This is a genomic window from Aminobacter sp. Y103A, assembly GCF_030294925.1.
Taxonomy (GTDB): Bacteria; Pseudomonadota; Alphaproteobacteria; order Rhizobiales; family Rhizobiaceae; genus Aminobacter; species Aminobacter ciceronei.
Map to the genome: position 1 here is coordinate 84304 of NZ_AP017989.1, position 20533 is coordinate 104836.

Annotated in this window: 13 protein-coding genes and 7 pseudogenes; 16 read left to right on the plus strand and 4 right to left on the minus strand. The window is 59.9% G+C overall.

The window, feature by feature from the left end:
- Positions 1-62: 62 nt before the first annotated feature.
- On the minus strand, positions 63-290 hold the full coding sequence (locus tag Amn_RS31690; protein WP_199202418.1) for a hypothetical protein: 228 nt from the start codon (positions 288-290) through the stop codon (positions 63-65).
- Positions 291-528: 238 nt separating this feature from the next.
- Between Amn_RS31690 and Amn_RS32690 the strand changes: the two genes are divergently transcribed.
- Complete coding sequence (locus Amn_RS32690) at positions 529-765, plus strand: ribbon-helix-helix domain-containing protein (RefSeq protein WP_353622456.1); 237 nt, start codon at positions 529-531, stop codon at positions 763-765.
- Positions 766-850: 85 nt separating this feature from the next.
- On the opposite strand, the pseudogene Amn_RS31695 reads toward Amn_RS32690, so the two are convergent.
- Both Amn_RS31695 and Amn_RS31700 read right to left on the minus strand, forming a co-directional pair.
- A pseudogene (locus tag Amn_RS31695) lies at positions 851-1558 on the minus strand (IS6 family transposase).
- A 250-nt stretch (positions 1559-1808) separates the two neighbouring features.
- Positions 1809-2546 (minus strand): annotated as a pseudogene (locus Amn_RS31700) (IS6 family transposase).
- A 67-nt stretch (positions 2547-2613) separates the two neighbouring features.
- On the opposite strand from Amn_RS31700, the pseudogene Amn_RS31705 reads away from it, so the two are divergent.
- From Amn_RS31705 to Amn_RS31715, 3 genes and pseudogenes are all read left to right on the plus strand, one after another.
- Positions 2614-2752, plus strand: a pseudogene (locus Amn_RS31705) (transposase); the annotation flags it as partial.
- Between the two features lie 292 nt (positions 2753-3044).
- Positions 3045-3512, plus strand: coding sequence for an avidin/streptavidin family protein (locus Amn_RS31710; protein ID WP_199202419.1), 468 nt, complete (start codon positions 3045-3047; stop codon positions 3510-3512).
- A 196-nt stretch (positions 3513-3708) separates the two neighbouring features.
- Positions 3709-3942: pseudogene (locus Amn_RS31715) on the plus strand (IS630 family transposase); the annotation flags it as partial.
- 154 nt (positions 3943-4096) lie between these two features.
- On the opposite strand, the pseudogene Amn_RS31720 reads toward Amn_RS31715, so the two are convergent.
- Positions 4097-5439: pseudogene (locus tag Amn_RS31720) on the minus strand (IS1380 family transposase).
- A gap of 951 nt (positions 5440-6390) precedes the next feature.
- Here Amn_RS31720 and Amn_RS31725 point away from each other — a divergent pair.
- The 12 genes and pseudogenes from Amn_RS31725 to Amn_RS31780 all read left to right on the plus strand — a co-directional run bounded on the left by Amn_RS31725 (position 6391) and on the right by Amn_RS31780 (position 20497).
- Positions 6391-6648, plus strand: a complete 258-nt coding sequence (locus tag Amn_RS31725; RefSeq protein WP_199202421.1) for a hypothetical protein — start codon at positions 6391-6393, stop codon at positions 6646-6648.
- A 260-nt stretch (positions 6649-6908) separates the two neighbouring features.
- Positions 6909-7515 (plus strand): annotated as a pseudogene (locus tag Amn_RS31730) (IS6 family transposase); the annotation flags it as partial.
- 394 nt (positions 7516-7909) lie between these two features.
- On the plus strand, positions 7910-10081 hold the full coding sequence (locus Amn_RS31735) for a S46 family peptidase (RefSeq protein ID WP_244750047.1): 2172 nt from the start codon (positions 7910-7912) through the stop codon (positions 10079-10081).
- Between the two features lie 50 nt (positions 10082-10131).
- The gene (locus Amn_RS31740; protein ID WP_199202422.1) at positions 10132-11532 is read left to right on the plus strand and encodes a gluzincin family metallopeptidase; all 1401 of its coding nucleotides are present in this window, start codon (positions 10132-10134) and stop codon (positions 11530-11532) included.
- A gap of 71 nt (positions 11533-11603) precedes the next feature.
- Positions 11604-11777 carry a hypothetical protein gene (locus Amn_RS31745; RefSeq protein WP_199202423.1) on the plus strand — a complete coding sequence of 58 codons (174 nt, stop codon included), beginning with the start codon at positions 11604-11606 and terminating at the stop codon, positions 11775-11777.
- A 34-nt stretch (positions 11778-11811) separates the two neighbouring features.
- Positions 11812-12309: pseudogene (locus Amn_RS31750) on the plus strand (transposase family protein); the annotation flags it as partial.
- 142 nt (positions 12310-12451) lie between these two features.
- Complete coding sequence (locus Amn_RS31755; protein ID WP_286299662.1) at positions 12452-13786, plus strand: ISNCY-like element ISMlo5 family transposase; 1335 nt, start codon at positions 12452-12454, stop codon at positions 13784-13786.
- 536 nt (positions 13787-14322) lie between these two features.
- Positions 14323-14694: a hypothetical protein gene (locus Amn_RS31760; protein WP_286299664.1), complete on the plus strand. Its 372-nt coding sequence runs from the start codon at positions 14323-14325 to the stop codon at positions 14692-14694.
- An 892-nt stretch (positions 14695-15586) separates the two neighbouring features.
- On the plus strand, positions 15587-15976 hold the full coding sequence (locus Amn_RS31765) for a Nif11-like leader peptide family natural product precursor (protein WP_199202425.1): 390 nt from the start codon (positions 15587-15589) through the stop codon (positions 15974-15976).
- A gap of 148 nt (positions 15977-16124) precedes the next feature.
- Positions 16125-17657 carry a radical SAM family RiPP maturation amino acid epimerase gene (locus tag Amn_RS31770; RefSeq protein ID WP_199202426.1) on the plus strand — a complete coding sequence of 511 codons (1533 nt, stop codon included), beginning with the start codon at positions 16125-16127 and terminating at the stop codon, positions 17655-17657.
- Entirely contained in the window at positions 17641-18519 is an 879-nt protein-coding gene (locus Amn_RS31775) for a GNAT family N-acetyltransferase (RefSeq protein ID WP_199202427.1), read from the plus strand. Before Amn_RS31770 ends, Amn_RS31775 begins: the two co-directional genes overlap by 17 nt.
- A 1-nt stretch (position 18520) precedes the next feature.
- Entirely contained in the window at positions 18521-20497 is a 1977-nt protein-coding gene (locus Amn_RS31780; protein WP_199202428.1) for a RiPP maturation radical SAM C-methyltransferase, read from the plus strand.
- Positions 20498-20533 lie beyond the last annotated feature (36 nt).

The following is a 20533-nucleotide window of genomic DNA, read 5'->3' on the forward strand; positions in this document are numbered from 1 at the left end:
AGCGAGGGGCGAACGCCGCTCGGCCCCTCCGGGCAGTTCGATCAGGCGGCCATCTTCACGCCCTAAACGGGATCGGGTTCGCCGGCGACCTTGGCAACCTCGGGGTCGTTGACGTCGATGCCGAAAGCTTGATTATAGTTGCGGCGCCCGGCGTCGTGCTCTTCCTGCGTCATGACGTCGGCCGCGACCGTCCAGCAGATCACGTTCGCCGCGCGCGTGCGGGATTCCGAACCGGCGTCGATCGCTCCGCTGGCCTTGATGAGTACGCCCTCCCTAAGTGGTGCGTGCATCCGCCAGTCGATCTTATTCGCGCGGCTGACCGCAGTGAGTGGTATGCGGCCATCATGTTTGCGGCCCGCTGATTAAGGCTTGCGCAAACTTCCTTTATGTCTGCGTTTACGTCAAGTTCTTTTGTGTAACACCAATATTAAGTCTCCAAATGTTGAAATGTCGACACATCAATATTCTGGTTACTTATGTTCCTCTTTTTTGTAGAGCTACCGGGAGTTCTTCTTTCCTTGGTGATCCATGGCCGCAAACAAGCCTCCGTCCCGAAGCGGGCGGCGCCAAATTTCCGGTCATTTCGACACCGAGGTTGTGAAGGCGCTGAAGCGTCTCGCGCTAGAACGAGATAGCACTGTCCAAGCGCTCCTTGGCGAAGCGATCAATGATTTCCTATCGAAGAACGGGCTTCCGAGATTGGCCAACGAGAAGCCGCTACCGCGGGGTGGGGCGGCTCTGCAACGCAGAGTGACCAAGGGGTGAGGCGCTACGCACGCACGCCAAACTGTCCAGCCGGGGATGTCACGTTGTCTGCATATACACGCGTTGAGACCTGCAGCCGCTGATGTCAGCTGACCATGGCCACGGCTTTCCATTCCGCCATGGCCTGCAGGCGGTGAATATGTGTAGCGAGAGCGCAGCGTTTTGAGCGGGGCGGGACGAAGAGATTGCGCAGAGCCGAGAAGATCGAAACGAAGCGTTGCAGTGCTCCTGGTGATCGGAAGCCTTGCATAATCCGCTCCCGTTTTCGCAGCGGCACATGCGAATTCTCGGCACGGTTGTTCAATCCCTTATGCGACCGATGCTCGACGTCCGGCATCACCTGTCGCCTGGCTGCTCCATAGGAGCGCAGCTTGTCGGTGATCATGCGCTTCGGCGCGACGCCTTGCTTCTTCAGCAGCCGCGTCAGCAAGCGCTTGGCCGCTTTGGTGTTGCGGCGGTTCTGGACGATCTCGTCGAGCACATAGCCATCCTGGTCAACGGTCAACGGCGCGCCACAACCAGTGTTTCCTGCCGGCGATGGTGATGACGACCTCGTCCAGGTGCCAAACATCGTTTCGGCTGTGCTGCTTGCGGCGCAAGCGGCGAGCGTACTGCGGACCGAACTTGATGCCCCACCGGCGGATTGTCTCATACAAAACCACAGGATCCCGCGATCCAGCAGCATTTCCTCGAGACGCAGGCTCAAGGGGAACCTGTAGTAGAGCCAGACCGCATTGGCGATGATCTGCGGCGGGAAACGATGGCGCTTGTAGCTGACGGTTGCGGTGTTCATGACATCGGGTCTATGCCGCAAATCCCTGAACGCGAGTTAAGTTGACAACGCCTCTCCGGCTCCTGTGGCAACCGGAAACACGCTGGTTTCGTTCTGTGGTTGTTGCAGGCGGGGCGGCTCTTTGTCAAAGAGTCGCCTGGCATCAAGCGATCTCGGAATAATGATGCCATCATCGCTGCGCGCAGACGCCACCCAACAGTAAAGCCAGCCCCGAGAAAAAGGCAGAACCCGATCAAACATACGCAAACCTTTAGCATACACGCGTTGAGACCTGCAGCCGCTGATGTCCGCTGACCATGGCCACGGCTTTCCATTCCGCCATGGCCTGCAGGCGGTGAATATGTGTAGCGAGAGCGCAGCGTTTTGAGCGGGGCGGGACGAAGAGATTGCGCAGAGCCGAGAAGATCGAAACGAAGCGTTGCAGTGCTCCTGGTGATCGGAAGCCTTGCATAATCCGCTCCCGTTTTCGCAGCGGCACATGCGAATTCTCGGCACGGTTGTTCAATCCCTTATGCGACCGATGCTCGACGTCCGGCATCACCTGTCGCCTGGCTGCTCCATAGGAGCGCAGCTTGTCGGTGATCATGCGCTTCGGCGCGACGCCTTGCTTCTGTTGGCAGCCGCGTCAGCAAGCGCTTGGCCGCTTTGGTGTTGCGGCGGTTCTGGACGATCTCGTCGAGCACATAGCCATCCTGGTCAACGGCGCGCCACAACCAGTGTTTCCTGCCGGCGATGGTGATGACGACCTCGTCCAGGTGCCAAACATCGTTTCGGCTGTGCTGCTTGCGGCGCAAGCGGCGAGCGTACTGCGGACCGAACTTGATGCCCCACCGGCGGATTGTCTCATACAAAACCACAGGATCCCGCGATCCAGCAGCATTTCCTCGAGACGCAGGCTCAAGGGGAACCTGTAGTAGAGCCAGACCGCATTGGCGATGATCTGCGGCGGGAAACGATGGCGCTTGTAGCTGACGGTTGCGGTGTTCATGACATCGGGTCTATGCCGCAAATCCCTGAACGCGAGTTAAGTTGACAATGCCCCGCCGATGTCTGCCCGCAAGCATGGAAATTCGGAAGCCCTCTACACATACAAGGCCAAGTTCGGCGGCATGGATGTTTCCGATGCGCGCTAGCTGAAGGCTTTGGAAGAGGAGAGCGCCAAGCTGAAGAAGATGCTGGCTGAGCAGATGCTGACAAATGGTGACGTCCGATGCCACGCGATGCGCTGTGGCCCCACGCTTGCGGTCGGCAATGGGTAAGCCAGCGTCGGGCATGCAAGACTCTTTTAGTCGATCGCTCGTGCGTTCGCTACACAAGCCATCCGGCCAGCGAATATGGTTGGTGTCAACAGAATGTCACAGAATATCACGGAATGTTCATGTGGCTTGGTGTAAGGTGATCTAATTCTCGGGTCGGCCTGCTTCAGATGTGGAGTGTTAGGGCTGGCTGAATACTAATGCATGACCCCATGAGGAGGAATACTGGTATGTTTCGTGTTATTTTCGCCGGACTTGGCCTTTCGTTAGCCAGCTCTGCGATGGCTTTTGAGCCTGCCTCGTTTGAGCAGTTTTCCAGCTTGGTTGGCGCATCAAGCGCGTGGACGAACGATAAAGGCTCGACCATGGTCATCTCGCTTGACTCAAATGGTGGGGTTACGGGCCAGTATGTCAATCGCGCCAAGGGCACTGGCTGCCAAAACTCTCCATATCCGATCGCGGGGCGGGTGACCGGCAATTTCATCGCCTTTTCCGTCGGCTGGAATAACGGCCTCGAGAACTGCCACTCGGCGACCGGCTGGACAGGCTATGCAGCCAAGAGCAGCAGTGGGGCACTGCAAATCGTTACAGAATGGAATTTGGCCTATCAAGGTGGATCAGGTCCTGCCGTCACGAACGGTAAAGATTTGTTCATATATACCGAGCCAAAGAAAGGCGACGCGCCAATCAAAGACTAACAATATCGAGGCTGAACCCAAAAATCCTGGTGCGGCGTTTGAGGGTACTGCGGACGTCTGCAGAAAGTCTGAGATGTCGATGCTCTGTTGACCTGACCAGGTCGCTGTAGACCACGTTCCTGTGATCGATGAATCGATTGTCATGTGACGGATGCGTTTTGTGCTGATTCAACATCTACTTTGAAGGAGAAGAGCATTGAGCGGGAATCTTCGGTCGCGGGTCTTGAAGGCTTCGGACGAGGGCGTGTCGGCGCGGCAAGCGGCGGCGCGGTTCGGCGCGGGAGTGTCCAGCGCGATCCGCTGGAGCGCGCGGGCGAAGATCGGCGAACTGGCGCCACGCCCGCAGGGCCGCCACCGCGCCTCCATCCTCGATGCGCATGAAGCCTTTATCGTGGGGCTGATCGAGGAGCGCAAGGACGTCACACTGAACTAGCCCGTCCTATTCATGAGCCTTGTGGTTCGAGCGCCGTTGAGCGTTCGGTCATGCAGGTGTGAGGCGTCTTTTTCACCGCAGCTGAGACTGGACTTTGGAACGCGCTGGAGGGTCAAGGTGTCGGTTCGGCGGGGCTTTGATGCCCCGGCGCTCATGGTCCTGCGGGCTGCAGCGTGAGAGCGATTTGTCGGAACAGGCTGGCCTCGGGACAGGCGGCGGCGAAGGCCAGGCGGATGCGCGAGACGGTTTCGATGACGCGGGCGCCGAGCTTGAGGAGCCTGAGCCGCAGCGTGGCGAACTCGGCGCTGCTGAGATGATCGGTTGTGGGCACCGCCTCGCGCAGGGTGAGCATCAGCCAGTATGCGGCGGTGTGCAGGACGAGGCGCACCTGGTTGGCAATCGGTGAGCGGCAGCTGGTGCGGTCGGAGGCAAGCTGGCTCTTGTGCATCTTGATCAGGTTTTCGGCCTGGCCGCGGGCGCAGTAGATCACGTCGTAGACATGCTCGGCGGAGGCTTTGTCGAGATTGGTGACGACGAAGCGGATGTCGAGGCCGCGGGTGGTTGCCTCGATGCGGGCGCAGACGCGACGTTGCGTCTTCCAGGATTTCGCCTTGTATCGGGTCTCGGCATAGCCGCGCAGCACCGGCTTTTGCTCGAGCGCGCGGCGGGTGCGGATATCGTCGGCGGCTTCATCAACGAGACGCTGGAGAACCTTGTTGCCCGGGCAATCCGAAGAGGTAGTCGAGCGCATTGTTCTCGCACCAGGCCATGACCTCCGCCCGGCCATAGTGGCCGTCGCCGCGGACCAGGGCGGGTGGCCGGCCAGCGGGCGCGGATGCGCCTGACAAGCCGGCGCAGATGGCTGCGGATCTCCTTGCCCGTCGGGGTCTTGCCAGGACGCAGGATCATGGCGACCGGACGTCCGGTCGCGGCGTCATAGATGTGGATCGGCAGGAAGCAGCGCTCGTCGTAATGGGCGTTGAAGAGCGAGAGCTGCTGATGGCCGTGAACGACATCCACAGTGTCGTCGATGTCGAGCGTCACGCTTTTGGGCGGCGCGGCATAGCTCGACAGCCACAGATCGACCAGCACCCAGCCGAGCCGGATGACGGTGCGCAGGTCTGGCAGGTTCTCCAGGCGCGAGCAGGTCGGCTGCGAGCACAGATCAATCCCGCTGTCGGGCAGCCGCCCGCAGGCGAGCTTGAAGGCCGGATCGGTGCGCAGCCGATCGAGATCGTTGGCATCCTCGTAGCCGCATGCGATCGCAAAGATGCGGGCGCGCAGAATGTCGGCCATGGCGTGCGTCACCCGCTGTGGGTCGCGCGGATCGTGGATCGCAGCCGCCAGCCTGTCGGCCAGTTGCAGGCGTCGCTCGGCCGCGGCCAAAAGCATGACGCCACCATCCGAGGCGATGCGTCCGCCGTCAAACGCAGCTGTGATCTTCTTGCGCCCAACGGCTGGAAATGAGAGCGGCAGCAACGTATCGTCGGTCATGGCGGGTGTGGCTCGCGAGACGTGGTGGCAGGACTGGCTTAGACAACCGAATCCTACGCCAAATCAATCGCTTAGGCTACATCCGCCAACCTCTCAGACGGGTCGTCGTGCATAAGACGGGCTAAAGCGGATCGGAACGTTCAGTTGAAAACAGATATGTTCTACTGTCCCCCTGTAGGGCGAACCACCTCACACCCGGCGACCAGCAAGGACATAAGGCCTTACTGAGCACCCACCGCAAAGGTCGGTAAAACTCATTTTGGTCCCGTCGTTGGCGGGCGGCCCCTGCCCGCCGCCGCAGCGCGAGCCGATCGGCGGGACGGACTAGGGGAGCTTCACCAGCGAGGTTTCGATCTCAGGCGTCCCCGAAATAACACAAATGCACCCGATCGTCTGACAGCGCAACGCCTGAAACGGGTGAAGGATAACTCGAGCGACAGCGCAACGCATCGATCCTAAAGCGTTCGCGGCGGCATCGTCCCCGCGCTCAATCCCTCATGCACTTCATCGTTGCATGGGACGCATCGCCGGCGTGATGAGCCCTGCATTCGCCGAATATCCGAACGCAATTCACGGGCAAATGAAGGAACTGTTGAGATATTGGAGGATAGATGGGAATGGGCGGAGGTCGAGTTTGGATCGACACTAAGGAATTCAGGGGCTTCGGAAAGCGTGCTGACAATGTCGGCAGGGCAAGACAGATCAGGGCCATTGTCGCTCCACCTCCAAGGCGAACTCCAGCGGACTACGGCTTCTACGCGGTGCTTGGTCTGCTTGTCCTTGCCACCATCGGATTCGTCGGCCTTATGCTGAAACGTTCCAGCATGCCCGTTGAGAAGACGGCTGCCGTCAGTGCCGTCGTGGAACCGCCATATGACGGTGGTTTGGTTACAGCGCCGACTCGCGTCGATCGGACGGGCGAGCCTGATGTGACGTACATGGTCCAGAAAAGTGGCCTATGAAGGTGCGGGCGTCGTCAACGTGATCAGCTCACGCCGCAGCGCCAACACAGGCATCTGGTTCACGCAGGCCAGGTACGACTGCAACAAAGGAACGCTTTTCAACCTTGCTGGTGGCGAGAGTCAGGTCGCTATGTCGACCAAAGGCGCGGACTACAAGTGGAGCTATCTGGTGGACGGCTCCTCTGCAACGATGTTAGCGCGGTTCGCTTGTTCCAAGGCTGGGTTGAAGCTGTATGTCGCGGGTTGAGGGATCGGTTGGCAATGGTCGCGGCTCAGACGCCGAGATCGTGGACGCAATTCGTAATCACATGCAGGCGGTCCTTTGCTTCCTGCATTTCGCCTATGGTGAAGCGCCGCCGACTTCCGTCATGCATCAAGCAGACGACCGCCGCTTCCTCGCCGCGCCATGGATTTGCTGAGGCCGACGACAAGCCGTGCGCTAAACGGTTCCCGCGCCCTGGCTATCGCGTATGCAGGCCAGCCGCATGATGAACGGCATATCATCATGCAGTCTGGCTTTACTTACAGGGTTCCCTTGAGCCTGCGTCTGGTCGCGGAAATGCTGCTGCAGCGCGGGATCGTGGTTTCGTATGAGACAATCCGCGGTGGGCATCAAGGTCGGGCCGGATTGCGCTCGCCGCTTGCGCCATATGGATGAGTTGTCATCACCATCGCTGGCAAGAGACACTGGTTGTGGCGCGCCGTCGGCCAGGACGGCTACGGCCTCGACGAGATCGTCCAGACCCGCCGCAACACCAAGGTGCCAAGCGCTTGCTGAGGTGGCCGTTGAAGAAGCAGGTTCTGCGCCGAAACGCGTGGTCGCTGACAAGCTGCACACCTATGGAGCGGCCAAGCGTCAAGTGATACCGGCCGTCGAACATCGATCCCACAAAGGCCTCAACAATCGCGCCGAGAATGCGCACGTGCCATTGCGAAAACGGGAGCGGACGATGCAGGGCTTCCGATCTCCAAGAGCACTGCAACGCTTCCTCTCGATCTTCTCGGCTCTGCGCAATCTCTTCGTCCCACCCCACTCAAAACGCGCCGCTCTCGCCACCCGCATCTCCGCCTGAAGGCCTTCGCCGACTGGAAAGCCGTGACTGTGATCAGCTGACATCGACGGCCATAGGCCCTTAACGCATTGCAGACAACGTGACATCGCCATCGCAACTATTGGCTACGCGACAACCGTTGGGAGCGGCCCTTCATGGCTACCGCGGACGACAGTGTCGGGTTTACGACGATGTCGAAGATCGGACATAGATGGGGTCTGCTCAACACATTGTAATTCAAGACTTCATTCCTTTGGCATGATTAGTGCTGCAGATGATCCGCAAACGTTGCACGCAACCGATACAATGAGGTGAGCGTCTTACGGATGCTTTGCGTTAACGGTCCATCAGTCTTCAAGGGGTGGCGGCCGCGCGGGCGCTGGCGCACGCCGGCCATCCCGATAGCCATCGAGCCTGTCTGCGTAGAACAGGAAGCAGGATGAAAGTGAGATCAGCATGAACTCGAAAATGAATGCGCATTTGAAATGTTTGGCCCAAGCAACTGCCATCGCCTTGCTCTGGAAGGTCAGCGCTACATCGGCGCACGAAGGTATGTGGATGCCGGGGCAGATTGCGGAAGTGGGCGCGGCCATGCGCGAGGATGGGCTCCAACTCGATCCCGCCCAGTTGCGCCGTCTGGACACTGGTCCACTCAACGCGATCGTATCACTGGGCGGATGTTCCGCCTCATTCGTCAGTCCACAAGGGCTGGTCGCAACCAACCATCACTGCGTGTTCGGATCCATCCAGTACAACAGCAAGGAGGGACAGGACTATCTGACAAACGGCTTTCTGGCGAAGAGCCTGGGTGACGAATTGCCCGCAGAGCCCGGCAGCCGCATCTATGTGATCGAGGATATCCGGGATGTAACCGCCGACATGCTAAAGGGCGTCTCGGACAAGCTGAACGGCTTTGCCCGCTATCAGCAGCTCGACACGAACCGCAAGGCGCTGATCGCCGCATGTGAAGGACAGCCCAATCGCCGCTGCGACGTAGGGTCCTATTATGGCGGCGCCTCCTACTATCTCCAACAGAAGCTCGAAATACAGGACGTGCGCCTCGTGTATGCGCCCGCGCTCGGCATCGGTAACTTCGGCGGTGAAACGGACAATTGGATGTGGCCGCGCCACACAGGCGACTTCGGCTTTTATCGCGCCTATGTCGCTCCTGACGGCTCCTCCCGGCCTTACGCGCGCGACAATGTCCCCTACGGGCCGAAGAGCTGGCTGCGCATCGCCTCAAAAGGTGTGCAAGAAGGCGATTTCGTGATGGTCGCCGGCTTTCCCGGAGCAACCAATCGGTTCCTCACCGCGGATGAAGTCCGGTTCAGCTTCGCGGACTATGAACCGCTGCTGCAGCGTTTGTTGTCGGATTATGCGGCCCAGATCAACCAAGCCACGGCAGGTAATCGCGAAGCGCAGATCCGCTACGCCGCCATCCTGCGAGGCGTTGAAAACTACAAGAAGAAGCTGGCGGGCGATCTTGCCGGCGCCGACGCAATCGGGCTCGACGCGCGCAAGGCCATCGAGGAGAAAGCTTTTTGCGACTGGGTCGCAGACGATCCCGCGCGGCAGGCGCGCTATGGCGCAGCAATCCGCGAACTGGACGCCATGGTGGCCGAGAATAGCCGTGCCTCGCTCAAGGGGCTGCGGCAGGCGCTGCTGAACCGCGCGCAAATCCTCTCGTCCGCGCGCACTCTCTATCGCTGGGCGAAGGAACACGAGAAGCCCGATGAAGACCGTGAAAGCGGCTTTCAAGATCGTGACCGTAACGAGACCCTCGATCAACTGACGCAGATCGAACTCCGCTATCTGCCCGACATCGATCGCAAGCTGTTCGAGGCCGCGCTCGATGAGTATCGTCGGCTAGACGCAAAGGATCGCGATACTGCGTTCGAGACCGCTTTGGACCAAATTGGCCTTGACCGAGTTTATGCAGAGACCAAACTCGCCGACACGGCCACGCGGCTCGGCTGGCTCGGCAAGCCGGCTACTGCCTTCGAGGCGTCGGATGATCCTTTCATTAAGCTGGCGGTCGCGCTCTATCCCGGCGACATAGCTGCGGAGCGGGCGAAGAAAGACCGCGCCGGCCGCACGCAGGCGCCCCGCGCGACCTATATGCAGGGCCTGCGAGCCTATCGGCAGGCAATCGACCAGCCCGTGTATCCTGACGCGAATGGATCGCTGCGCCTCACCTGGGGCAAGGTGACAGGGCGAACGCGTGACGGGCAGATTTGGACGCCCTTCACCACGGCCGAGGGACTTCTGGCCAAGCACACTGGCAGGGGCGAGTTCGATGCGCCGGATGGGGTGGTTGCCGCGATTCGGGTCAAGGATTATGGCCCCTATGTCGCGCCAGCGCTGGGCACGTTGCCGGTCGACTTCATGTCCACGGTCGACATCACCAACGGCAACAGCGGCTCGGCGACGCTGAACGGGCGTGGCGAGTTCGTGGGTCTCGCGTTCGACGGCACGCTTGAGGGGGTGATCTCGGACTGGGCCCCCGACGCGGACCGCAATCGCAGCATCCATGTCGACAGTCGCTTCATGATCTGGACCATGGACAAGATCGACGGCGCGGGCCGGTTGCTCAAGGAAATGGGAGTGCGGCGGGCGCCGCGCTCCTGAGCGGATAAATAGAAAACGTTGTTAACACAGTGGCGCGGGCTACAGGTTCGGTGAAGACAGCCGATGCGGGAGGGAGCAATTCGGTTTCCGTATGGGAGGACGACCCCGGATCGGGGGTGCTTGTTAGCCGACCCATTCCAGACCTTTCCAAGAAGCCTCTTGCCTTTCGGTTTCCCAAGCCTGCTCCGGAGCCAAGCGTATACCCTCCCGGAGCGGCCGATTTCAGGTATTGGACTGCAGCGGAAGCGTTGCGACGAGGCGCAGATTTCTGGTCCGCGCGCGTTCCGCTGACGAAGTGGCGGGTCGGCGCGACCCTAAAGGTCATCCTAGACGAAGAAGTCGGTCTCAACGCCTATTATGATCGTACGGCACTTAACTTCTTCTACGACCCCTCTCCAACAGGCACCGTCTATTCGGGTGAGAGTCCGGATGTGGTTTGCCACGAGATGGGACACGCGGTGTTGGACTCCTTCAAGCCGGAGTTGTGGGACGTAGGCAGCCAGGAAGTCGCGGCATTCCATGAATCTTTCGCAGACATCAGCGCCATCTTGTCGGCTATCCAGCTACCGTCGCTCCGCACCGGCATACTGCAGGATACAGGCGGCCGTCTGTACAGGAACTCGCGGCTTTCTCGCCTCGCTGAGCAGCTCGGCGCGGCCATCCGCGCGCAGCGTCCGGACGCTGTAGACGCGGACTGCCTGCGGAATGCAGTGAATTCCTTCGCGTACCTAGACCCGACGACCATCCCCAACTCCGCTCCGGCAGAACACCTTTCCTCCGAGCCGCACTCGTTCTCGCGAGTTTTTACAGGCGCGTTCTTCGAATCGCTGGGTGCGGCCCTTTCTGCCAAGTCGCAAAATCCGGCGATGCCGACGGAGGCTGAATTGCTATCAGTTGCAAGCGATCTGGCTGGCATTCTCATTAGCGCGATCAAAGCTTCGCCGGTGGTGTCCAACTGGTACGCCCAAGTTGCCGCGAATATGGTGATCGCAGCTGGCTCGGTGGATGCCAGATACCCGCCGATCATCAAAGCAATCTACGTGCGTCGTTTGATCCTTTCTCTGCACTCCGCAGCAAGCATTGCCTCTGTCCCGCCGATTGTCGGTGCGCCTGCTGCCGCGCAGGAAGAGCTGGCCGAGATAGCGTTGCCCGCAGACCACTACGGCATTAGCGGGGTGCTCTTCGTCAAGACGCCATCACAGAGTTGCCGTTTCGTCGCATTAAGCGCCGCCGGCGACTTGTCGTCGATACAGCCTCTGGGTGCAGAGACCGCGGCTCAGGTGTTCGTCGACGATCTATTTAGCCGAGGTCGTGTGGACTATGGCGAGGTGGTCTTGCCCGAGGCTCGGCTGGACCACGGACATAGGCTAAAGTCACATCGGCTGGTGAAGACCCCCGGGGGCGCGCGCTTGGCTAGGCTGCTATTCGATTGCGACTGCGGATGCCAATGATAAGATGGACAATATGATATGGAAGTTGATTAAGGAGAGCGAAGGTGCCATCCAAAAGGGAGGCTGGTGTAATGGTCCCGGACGACGCCGACAAAGCGGCGTTCGTGCGGGGTTTGATCGAACGGGGCGAAGCCCTAGAGGCCAATCCCGACGGCTCTTTGCCTCCTGGGGCCACCCATCTGATTGTCGGCAAGACAGAGAACGGGCTGCCGATCGTAAGGCGCGCCAAGTTTAGCGCGTTCTAGCGCCTAAAATCTGACGCTTGGTTCGATAGATCCCTTTGCGTCGATGTCGGACGACCCGGACTTCGAGTAGATGATAGATTCCACGATCATCCTCGCCATCAATATGCTTCGGGCGCTAAAATGGGGCTGAGGATCACGCCCTTGGCCATTCCCGCGGCGGCCCCACCGATGTACATATGGCCTTCAGAGGTCTGGCTGCCCGGTGCGCTTCACCTTGACCGCCGGCCACAGGGTGATTGCCTGCAGGCCCATGCCCTGAGCGACGGCTTGCCCGCCAAAGTCGTTATGGTCGATACTGCCAATGACGCAGATCGCCTGCACGCTAAGTGATCGCGGAAAAAGACGCCGTGGCGGTCATCGCCACACAACCCGTCTCCTGCTCAAAAATACCCTATCAACAAGCACCCCTACGCCACCTGATCGAATGTTACTTCGCTAAGGCCAAACAGTTCCGACGCTTCGCAACTCCCTTCCCCGCTTCGAGAAAACCGCTAGGAAGTATCTCGGTGCGTCACCCTCGCAGAACTCCTAGTCTAGTGCGCGTCCATAAACGGCAAGCTGCTGATATTATTGAATGAATCCTGATTTTGGGTAGGCAAGGCCCGGCGGGTTCAGATACACTTCGAGATCAAGCCACTGATTCCAAAGCGTTTCTGCCACCGCCGGGGCCGACAATGCGCCAAGAACGCACCGTCCAATCCAGTGTATTTGATCTTTTCGCCGGACACGAGATCGGCTGTGAATTGAAAGCCATGTCGCAATGGCTGGACGAGCATCGCGAGCTTCTGAGCCTGGTGACGCGGGACCTGCGCCGGCACGATCTCAAGGAGACCGGCCGCGAGGGCCTGCCGGCGGAGGCTGTGCTGCGCTGCGCGCTGCTCAAGCAGCACCGCCAACTAAGCTATCAGGAACTGGCCTTTCACTTGGAGGATTCCGCCTCGTTCCGGGCTTTTGCCCGGCTGCCATGGGGGTGGAGCCCAAAGAAATCAGTCCTGCACAAGACGATCAGCGCGATCCAGGCGCCGACCTGGGAAGAAATCAACAAAGTACTGCTGGCAAGCGCCAGGCGAGAGAAGCTGGAAGGCGGCAAGGTCGTGCGCGTGGACAGCACCGTCACCGCCGCACTCGTCCACGAGCCGAGCGACAGCAGCCTGTTATGGGACGCTGTGCGGGTGATGGTGCGGCTGTTGCAGCACGCGGATGCACTGGGCAGCGCCATCCCATGGCACGATCACTGCCGCGCGGCGAAGAAGCGGTCCCGGTCGATCGAATATACCCGCGGCCGCCCGAAACGGGTGAAGCACTACCGCGAGCTGCTCAGGATCACACGCACCACCTTGGGCTATCTCCAGCAGGCGGCTGAGCAGCTGACCCTGGCGGCGAGCCCGGCCATTGAACTGTGGCAGGCCCAAGTCCGCCATTACCGGCCGCTGATCGAGCGGATCATCACCCAGACCGAACGGCGGGTCCTGGCAGGCGAGCCGGTCCCGGCCGGCGAGAAGCTGGTGAGCCTGTTCGAGCCGCATGCCGATATCATCGTCAAGGGCAGCCGCGACGTCGATTATGGTCACAAGATCAATCTGACCACCGGTCGCAGCGGACTGATCCTCGATCTCGTCATCGAAGCGGGCAACCCAGCCGACAGCGAGCGTCTGCTGCTAATGCTGGAGCGCCACATCGCGTTTTACGGCGAGCCGCCGCGTCAGGCGGCGGCCGACGGCGGCTATGCCAGCCGCGCCAATCTGCGCCAGGCCAAGGCTTGGGGCGTGCGCGATATGGCGTTCCACAAGAAGAGCGCCCTCAGGATCGAAGACATGGTCAGCAGCCGCTGGGTCTATCGCAAGCTGCGCAACTTCCGCGCTGGTATCGAGGCCAGCATCTCCTGCCTGAAGCGCGCCTATGGCTTGGCCCGCTGCACCTGGCGCGGGCTCAACCACTTCAAGGCTTACGTCTGGTCCTCGGTGGTCGCTTACAATCTCGCCCTCTTCACCCGCCTCAGATCGACCTGACCCCCAGTCATCGGGCTGCGTTCAGGAGCACGCCGGCGAGCGCCGGCCGATACCCCTATGACCCCATTGCCGCCAGATCGACCCCCGGCCGCAACCTCCATGCCCTTGTACCATCACGCGTCCCCAAAACATCGCTTCAGCAGGCCAAAGACCACTGAAAACTCCGGGAAAACAGCCGTTTATGGACGCGCACTAGTCTAGGAGATTAGAGCACCGCGTATCGATCGGGTAACAAGGCCCCTACTGTCGGATATTCGACAGTGTGTCCGAAACGAGACACGCCACGCTCAGAGTTACCGCGTTGTCCCGGCATCAAAGTTTCGATTGGCGCGAGATTTGCTGATTGACAGTCGCTCTTACGCTCTTGGGCGAACCCAAGATCTAGTGATGCTCTGGCGGAGGAGTGAAAACTCTGGCACAAAATGGAGCGCCAAAATGACCACACCGATTCAGCAGTTGACAAACCAGGTCGACGACAGCGCCGGCCCCAAATACCAGCCGCCTTGGGATTTTCTGACCACGACACGAATACAGGCGTGGGCGGGAAGTACATCTACATTGGCTATATCCTGGGTGACAGCAATCCTGTGACATCGATCAACTTCGTTGCGTACGACGGAGCGCAATCGAATCCGCCCTCTGGTTGGCAATGGACTGGCCAAGACCTCAAACAAGGAGCAGGCGGGAAATACATTTACATGATCTGGAAAAACGGCGAATCAAGCAAGAAGCCCATCACAGCCCTCCAACTGCTTGTAACCAATCAATCCACACAGCCAGCTATCGCCGGGTATGAGGCAATCAATCAAGATCTGAATCAAGGTGCGGGTGGACCTTACATTTGGCCGTATTACAGCACGACAATTTCGATGCAACAGAAGGAAGAGGCCATCCTGGCAAAAGCATAGGCGAGCCATGGCCACGCTGCGTTAGCGCCGCAGTCAGCGGCGGCGCAGACGCGTACTACTTTACTCCGCCCTTGAGAACATTGCGCACGGACGGCGTTTGTTTCACTTGGCGAAGATGAAGCACCGACCATTCCCCATGGATTTACCTCGGGGCTTTCTCCCACACTGACGTATACAGCGCTGATCGCGACGACCTTCCCCGCTGGTATTTCACACCTCCGCGCCTCGGCGTCGGGGTCGAAACAGACGCAGTCCGGCGGATTCTTGGCTTCCAAGTTTTTTGGGATCATGCGGCGCGCGGGAATTAGGTGCGTGGGTATTGAGGAGGATGGTCGTCGATACGTGTGACAAGGCCATAGATGCCGATTCTCAATTCTTGTGCAGCTTCAACTCGACCTGATCTGTCAGAAGGCTGCGCTCGATCTCAGCGGCGATAGGCTCTGCGTCAACCCATAAATGTGCGGCAACAGGCTGGTGGCAGGTTTAATTTTCCAATGCCCTCTCAGGCGGGTATTTCGCTGACGTAAAACGACGTACCGAGCGGTGCCGGCAACATGGTGTCTCGATCCCGAGCAACAATACTGTCGTTATAGGCCCAAATTGTCGCCTATCAAACAGACGCACTAAATGCGAAACGGTGCGCAGCCCTCATTGAAAAAAAAGAAAAAAGAAGCGCGACGCAAAGGTGCGCCCGCCCGAATTGGGTATCAGCGCGCAGCTACGTCCTGAGATTGGTACGTCACTTGCTTGGTCAATTTTGCCGTTGTGAAGGGTTTCTCCACAACCAACGGAGATGACGAAGGCAATTGGCCCAGAAGTGCCGAATTGATCGGCGCGACTGAAGAGTTGGGCTGAAGGGCTGCGGGCGTAACGTGCCGAAGGGAGATTAACTATGTCGCAAGCTGAGGTAGAGCGATTCGTCGACGATCTGGCGAAAGACGACAGTCTGCTCGAAAAGGTAAAACCGTATGCTACGGGTCTCGCATCGGTTGTGGCGGTCGGAAAGAACCACGGCTACAATTTCACACTCGATGAGGCTAAGAGTTACATTCAATCGCGAAGCCCACGCGAGTTGACCGATAAGCAGCTCGATGCGATCGTCGGCGGCAAGCATCATTCGAGCGTTGCGACCTCGACCAAAGTTGTGCAGACCACAGTCGTCGCTACCTCCGCTGTGGAGGCAGTGGAGGTAGCTACGACTGTCACTTCGACAGCGGAGGTAGCGACGACTGTCACTGCGGCAGCCGAAGCCGTTGTAGTCGTCGCTGCGGTCCTGATATGACCACGCGCTTTCAAGTGTGGCGCATCCACCCATACTCGACGAGATGTGTGAAGAAAACTCAAAATCAGGCCACTCGTCGGAGAGATCATGGGATCCTTTGGCAGCTGGCCTGCGAAAACGCGGCTTCAAAAGGCCCGCCCGTAATCTCATGACACACGCTGCTACCGAACACTACCGACAGATCTTTGACCGACGCACCCCCGGACAGCTTCGCACGTTGGCGCATATCAAGCGCTTCATGGAACGCCTGGTCGGTGACGAGGCGTTCCGCAGCGCGCTTTTAGAGAATGTTGACATCCCTCGAACGGTAAGCGAGCGCTACGGCATCGAAGTTGACCCGATGGAGATGCTGCCGCTCTGGCGCAGTAGCCACCTGAAATACCGCTTCAAGCCGGAGTGTGCATCGTGGCCGCTGGCTGTGATGTGGGACGAGTATATGCGCGAGATGATGCGCCATCGCGACCTCCTGCGCGACCAAGGCGAAATGTCGATGATCAACCCTCGCTTTCATACCTGGCGTGCGCGCCAAATCCGGCGCTGCAACGGCGAATTGGGAGGATCGGCGCCGTCGATTACGCACCCCGTCATCGCTTTCGAGCTCAGCGAAGGCTGCACCGTCGGTTGCTGGTTCTGTGGCCTCTCGGCGGACCGTTTCAAGGGTTATTATGAATATAGCGAGGAGCATGCGGATTTTTGGCGCGGCGTGGTCGGTGTTGCGACCGAGATGTTTGGTTCCGCAGCCCGCACGGGCTTCTGCTATTGGGCCACAGATCCGATCGACAACCCGGACTACGACCGCTTTCTGTTCGACTACTATCAAATCACAGGCGCATTGCCACAAACGACGACGGCCTCCCCGCTCAAGGATCAGGCACTCACCAGGCGCGTGCTCGAACTGTTCAAACGCTGCGGGGACGTGACGAACCGTTTCTCCGTGCTAAGCACGAACCATCTCAATCAGATTCACGCGGCGTTTTCGCCCGAGGACCTGATGGGGGTCGAACTTATCCTGCAGGGCAAGGAGGCGCTGACCGCAAAAGCTTTCGCTGGGCGCGCACTCGCGCGGAAGGAGAAACTCAGGGCAGCCAACAACGACGATGCAATCGCGTTGCTGGATCGCGATCACACGACGATCGCCTGCGTTTCCGGCTTCCTCGTAAACATGCCGCGGGGACGAGTACAATTGGTGACGCCGGTACCAGGGAGCAAACGCTGGCCTCTCGGCTACCGCATCCTGGATGAGCGTTTCTTCAGGACGCCCGACGAGTTCCGTGACGGGCTCCAGAGCATCATCGACGAGCATATGCTCGAGAGCCCACCTCCCAACCTGCCGATCCGCTTCCGCGGAGACCTGCACTACGAGGCCGGGAACCCGCACTTCCACCTCCGCTCACGCAACATTGAACACCGGATACTCGACGACGTCGCTCCGATCTCCGTTGGCGATCTGATCGCGTGCGGCGACTGCACAGCGTCGGAGTTGGCTGTGCGCGTCATAGCTGACGGAGCGAGCGCCCTTGCAGTCGCCGATCTGCTAGACCAGTTGTACACGGCGGGGGTGATCGAAGAGGACCTCGACGACCGCTTTGCCTGGCAGACCAGCGAGGGGATAACGAGCCGCATCGAAGCGGCCAAAGACGCGGCCTCCCGCACGGGCGTCGACCATGCCGACTCGCCTTGAGATACTGGACTACGTCAGCCTAAAGGAGGTACGGCATCTTACCTATCCGGCAGTGTGGCGCGTGGTGACGAGCCGTTTCGCATCCACGGTCCGCGGCGTCGCGGCGCGCACAACCGACGTGACCGCAGGCCTTGCCCTGGCCGTGCCAGGCCCTTCCGGGCAGTTCGAACTCCTTTCAGTCTACGTCCTGCCTATGCTCCGCGGAATGGGCTTTGGCAGTTCCATGCTGGACGCGATCGAAGGGGAGTTCCGCCGTCTCGGCTTCAGGCTAGGCATTCATTTCCTGCGCGTCGGCGAGCACAATCAGGACGCCGCATGCTTTTTCGTGAAGAACGGCTGGACCCGACCCGTAGTCAACAAACTGGTCTGCCACACAACCGTGCCGCTGGCGTTCGAGACACCGTGGCTTGTCGAGGCGCGCCTGCCGGCCCGCTACCGCATCGTTGGCTGGCGGTCGATCGGCGCCGACCAGCGAACGATGATCCGGGATTTCGACGAAGCCGGCGTGAATGACGACGTCAATCCGTTCATCTACGAGGAGGATAGTGACCCGCACACGAGCTTGGCGCTCGTTGATGCCGACGGCGGAACGGTGCGTGGCTGGGCGATCACCCACCGGCTCGACACCAGCACTTTGCGCTGGACCTGCTCGTTCATCCATCCCAGTCTCCAGGCAATGGCCTTGGTGCGGCCGCTGTGGCTCGAAGTAACGCGCCGCCAGCGCGCTTTTCCCGAACTGGTCAACATCATGTTCACGGTTCCGGTCACGGAGCCACGCATGGCTCGCTTTGCACTCCGGCGCATGAGACCGTGGCTAAGCGGCCTCGCCTATGCCTGCATCACCATGAAAAGAGTGGCATGAGATGAGCGCCGATGTGCAGATCGTCTTAGTCAACATGCCGATGTCGGCAATTGAACGGCCGTCACTGGCGCTTGGTCTGCTAAAGTCGGTGCTGACCCGGGCCGGACTGCGATCCAAGATAGTGTATGCCAACATCTGGTTCCTGGAATACGCGGGCCTCGCCGACTACAATATGCTTGAGGGTTCCCCCCCTGAGGATGCGCTTGTTGACTGGCTGTTCGCCGGCATCGCTTTTCCTGACTTCGAAGCAGACCACGATGTCTTCCTCGACCGCTATTTCGAGCGCAATCCGATACACCCTAACAAAGGTTTGGCCGAGCGTCGTGCCCATTTCCGCGAGTTGCGCTCGCTTATCGGCGGCTTCATCGACTGGACAGCCGACAAGATACTGGAGCAACGGCCGGCCATGGTCGGGTGCACCTCGACTTTCACCCAGCATGTTCCCTCGCTCGCGTTGCTGCGCCGACTGAGCGAGCGCTCACCGGGCCTAGTAACTCTCATGGGTGGCGCAAACTGCGAATCGGTCATGGGGCGTAACACTCACGCGCGTTTCCCGTGGGTTGACTACGTCGTGTCGGGTGAAGCTGACGCACTGATCGGCGCCCTGTGTTGCGACATCCTCAATCACGGTAGAGACATTCCATCGGCCGACCTGCCATTCGGCGTTTTCGGTCCAGGGCATCGCGAGGCCGGCTATCCCGCCACGTCGATGGGCGACTTGGTGCCCCGCGCAGTGGTCGAGAACATGGATAATCTGCCGCTGCCCGATTTCTCGGACTATTTTGCCGAACTTGGGCGATCGCTCTACGCCGACCGCGTCTATCCCGGGCTGCCGATGGAGTTCTCTCGCGGCTGCTGGTGGGGGGCGCGCAGCCCCTGCACGTTCTGCGGACTGAACGGCGGATCGATGACCTATCGCCAGAAACCGGCCGGGCAGGCCGCAGAGGAGATGATAGAGATGTCGGCGCGCTACGGCTCGTCGCGCATCGAAGCGGTCGACAACATTCTGGCCCTTGACTACGTCGAAAAGACCCTGCCTCGCCTCACCGCCCTACCCGACAAGCTTGCGATCTTCTTCGAAGTCAAAGCCAATCTGAAGCGCCATGAAGTCGAGAAGTTGGCTGCCGCCGGCGTCCGCTGGATCCAGCCAGGTATCGAGAGCCTGGATACCCGTGCTTTGAAGCTGATGGGCAAGGGAACGACGTCAGCGCACAATGTTCAGCTCTTGAAATGGTGCCGCCAGTATGGCGTGCGGGTCAGTTGGAGCATACTGTGGGGCTTTCCCGGAGAGAGCGACGCCTGGTATGGCGAAATGGCCTCCTGGCTGCCGCTGCTGCATCATCTCCAGCCAGGACATGCGGTGCGGTTGCGCTACCAGCGCTACAGCCCCTATCATCGCGCAGCCGACAAACATGGGCTGAAGCTGCGCCCGGCCGCCTCCTATCGCTCCGTCTATCCGCTCTCGGAGCCCGATCTCGCGGATCAGGTCTACTACTTCGAAGACTGTGAAGACAGCGATGTCGGCGGCCATTTCGCTGCGCGCGACGCGAACCGCCGCCCGGGGCTGCATGCCGTTACCCAGGGTATCGATGCCTGGCTGAAAGCCTGGTACGAGCCGAAGCTGCCCATGCTGTCGATGCGCGACAGCGGCGACGAGATCACGGTCGAGGACACGCGCGCCATAGCAGTGGAGCCTGAACACCGGGTCAAAAGCCTCGCACGCGAAATTCTCCTAGCTGCGGACGAAGGCATGCCAGACGCCCGTCTGCGCGAACGGCTGAGCACGGCGAATGTGATGCAGACCGAGATCGACGAGGCGATAGCCGACATGATCGCTCGCAAGCTGATCGTGCGGCTGGACGCGCGGCTGGTTGGGCTCCCGCTCTGGAATCCCTATACACCAATGCCCGCGCCGACCGCGTTTCCGGGAGGCTATTTCGACCGACGTGTCATGCCCGTAAGGCCGCCACGTGAATGAGGACAACTGCCATTTGCATATTCGCAGGGCGACAGC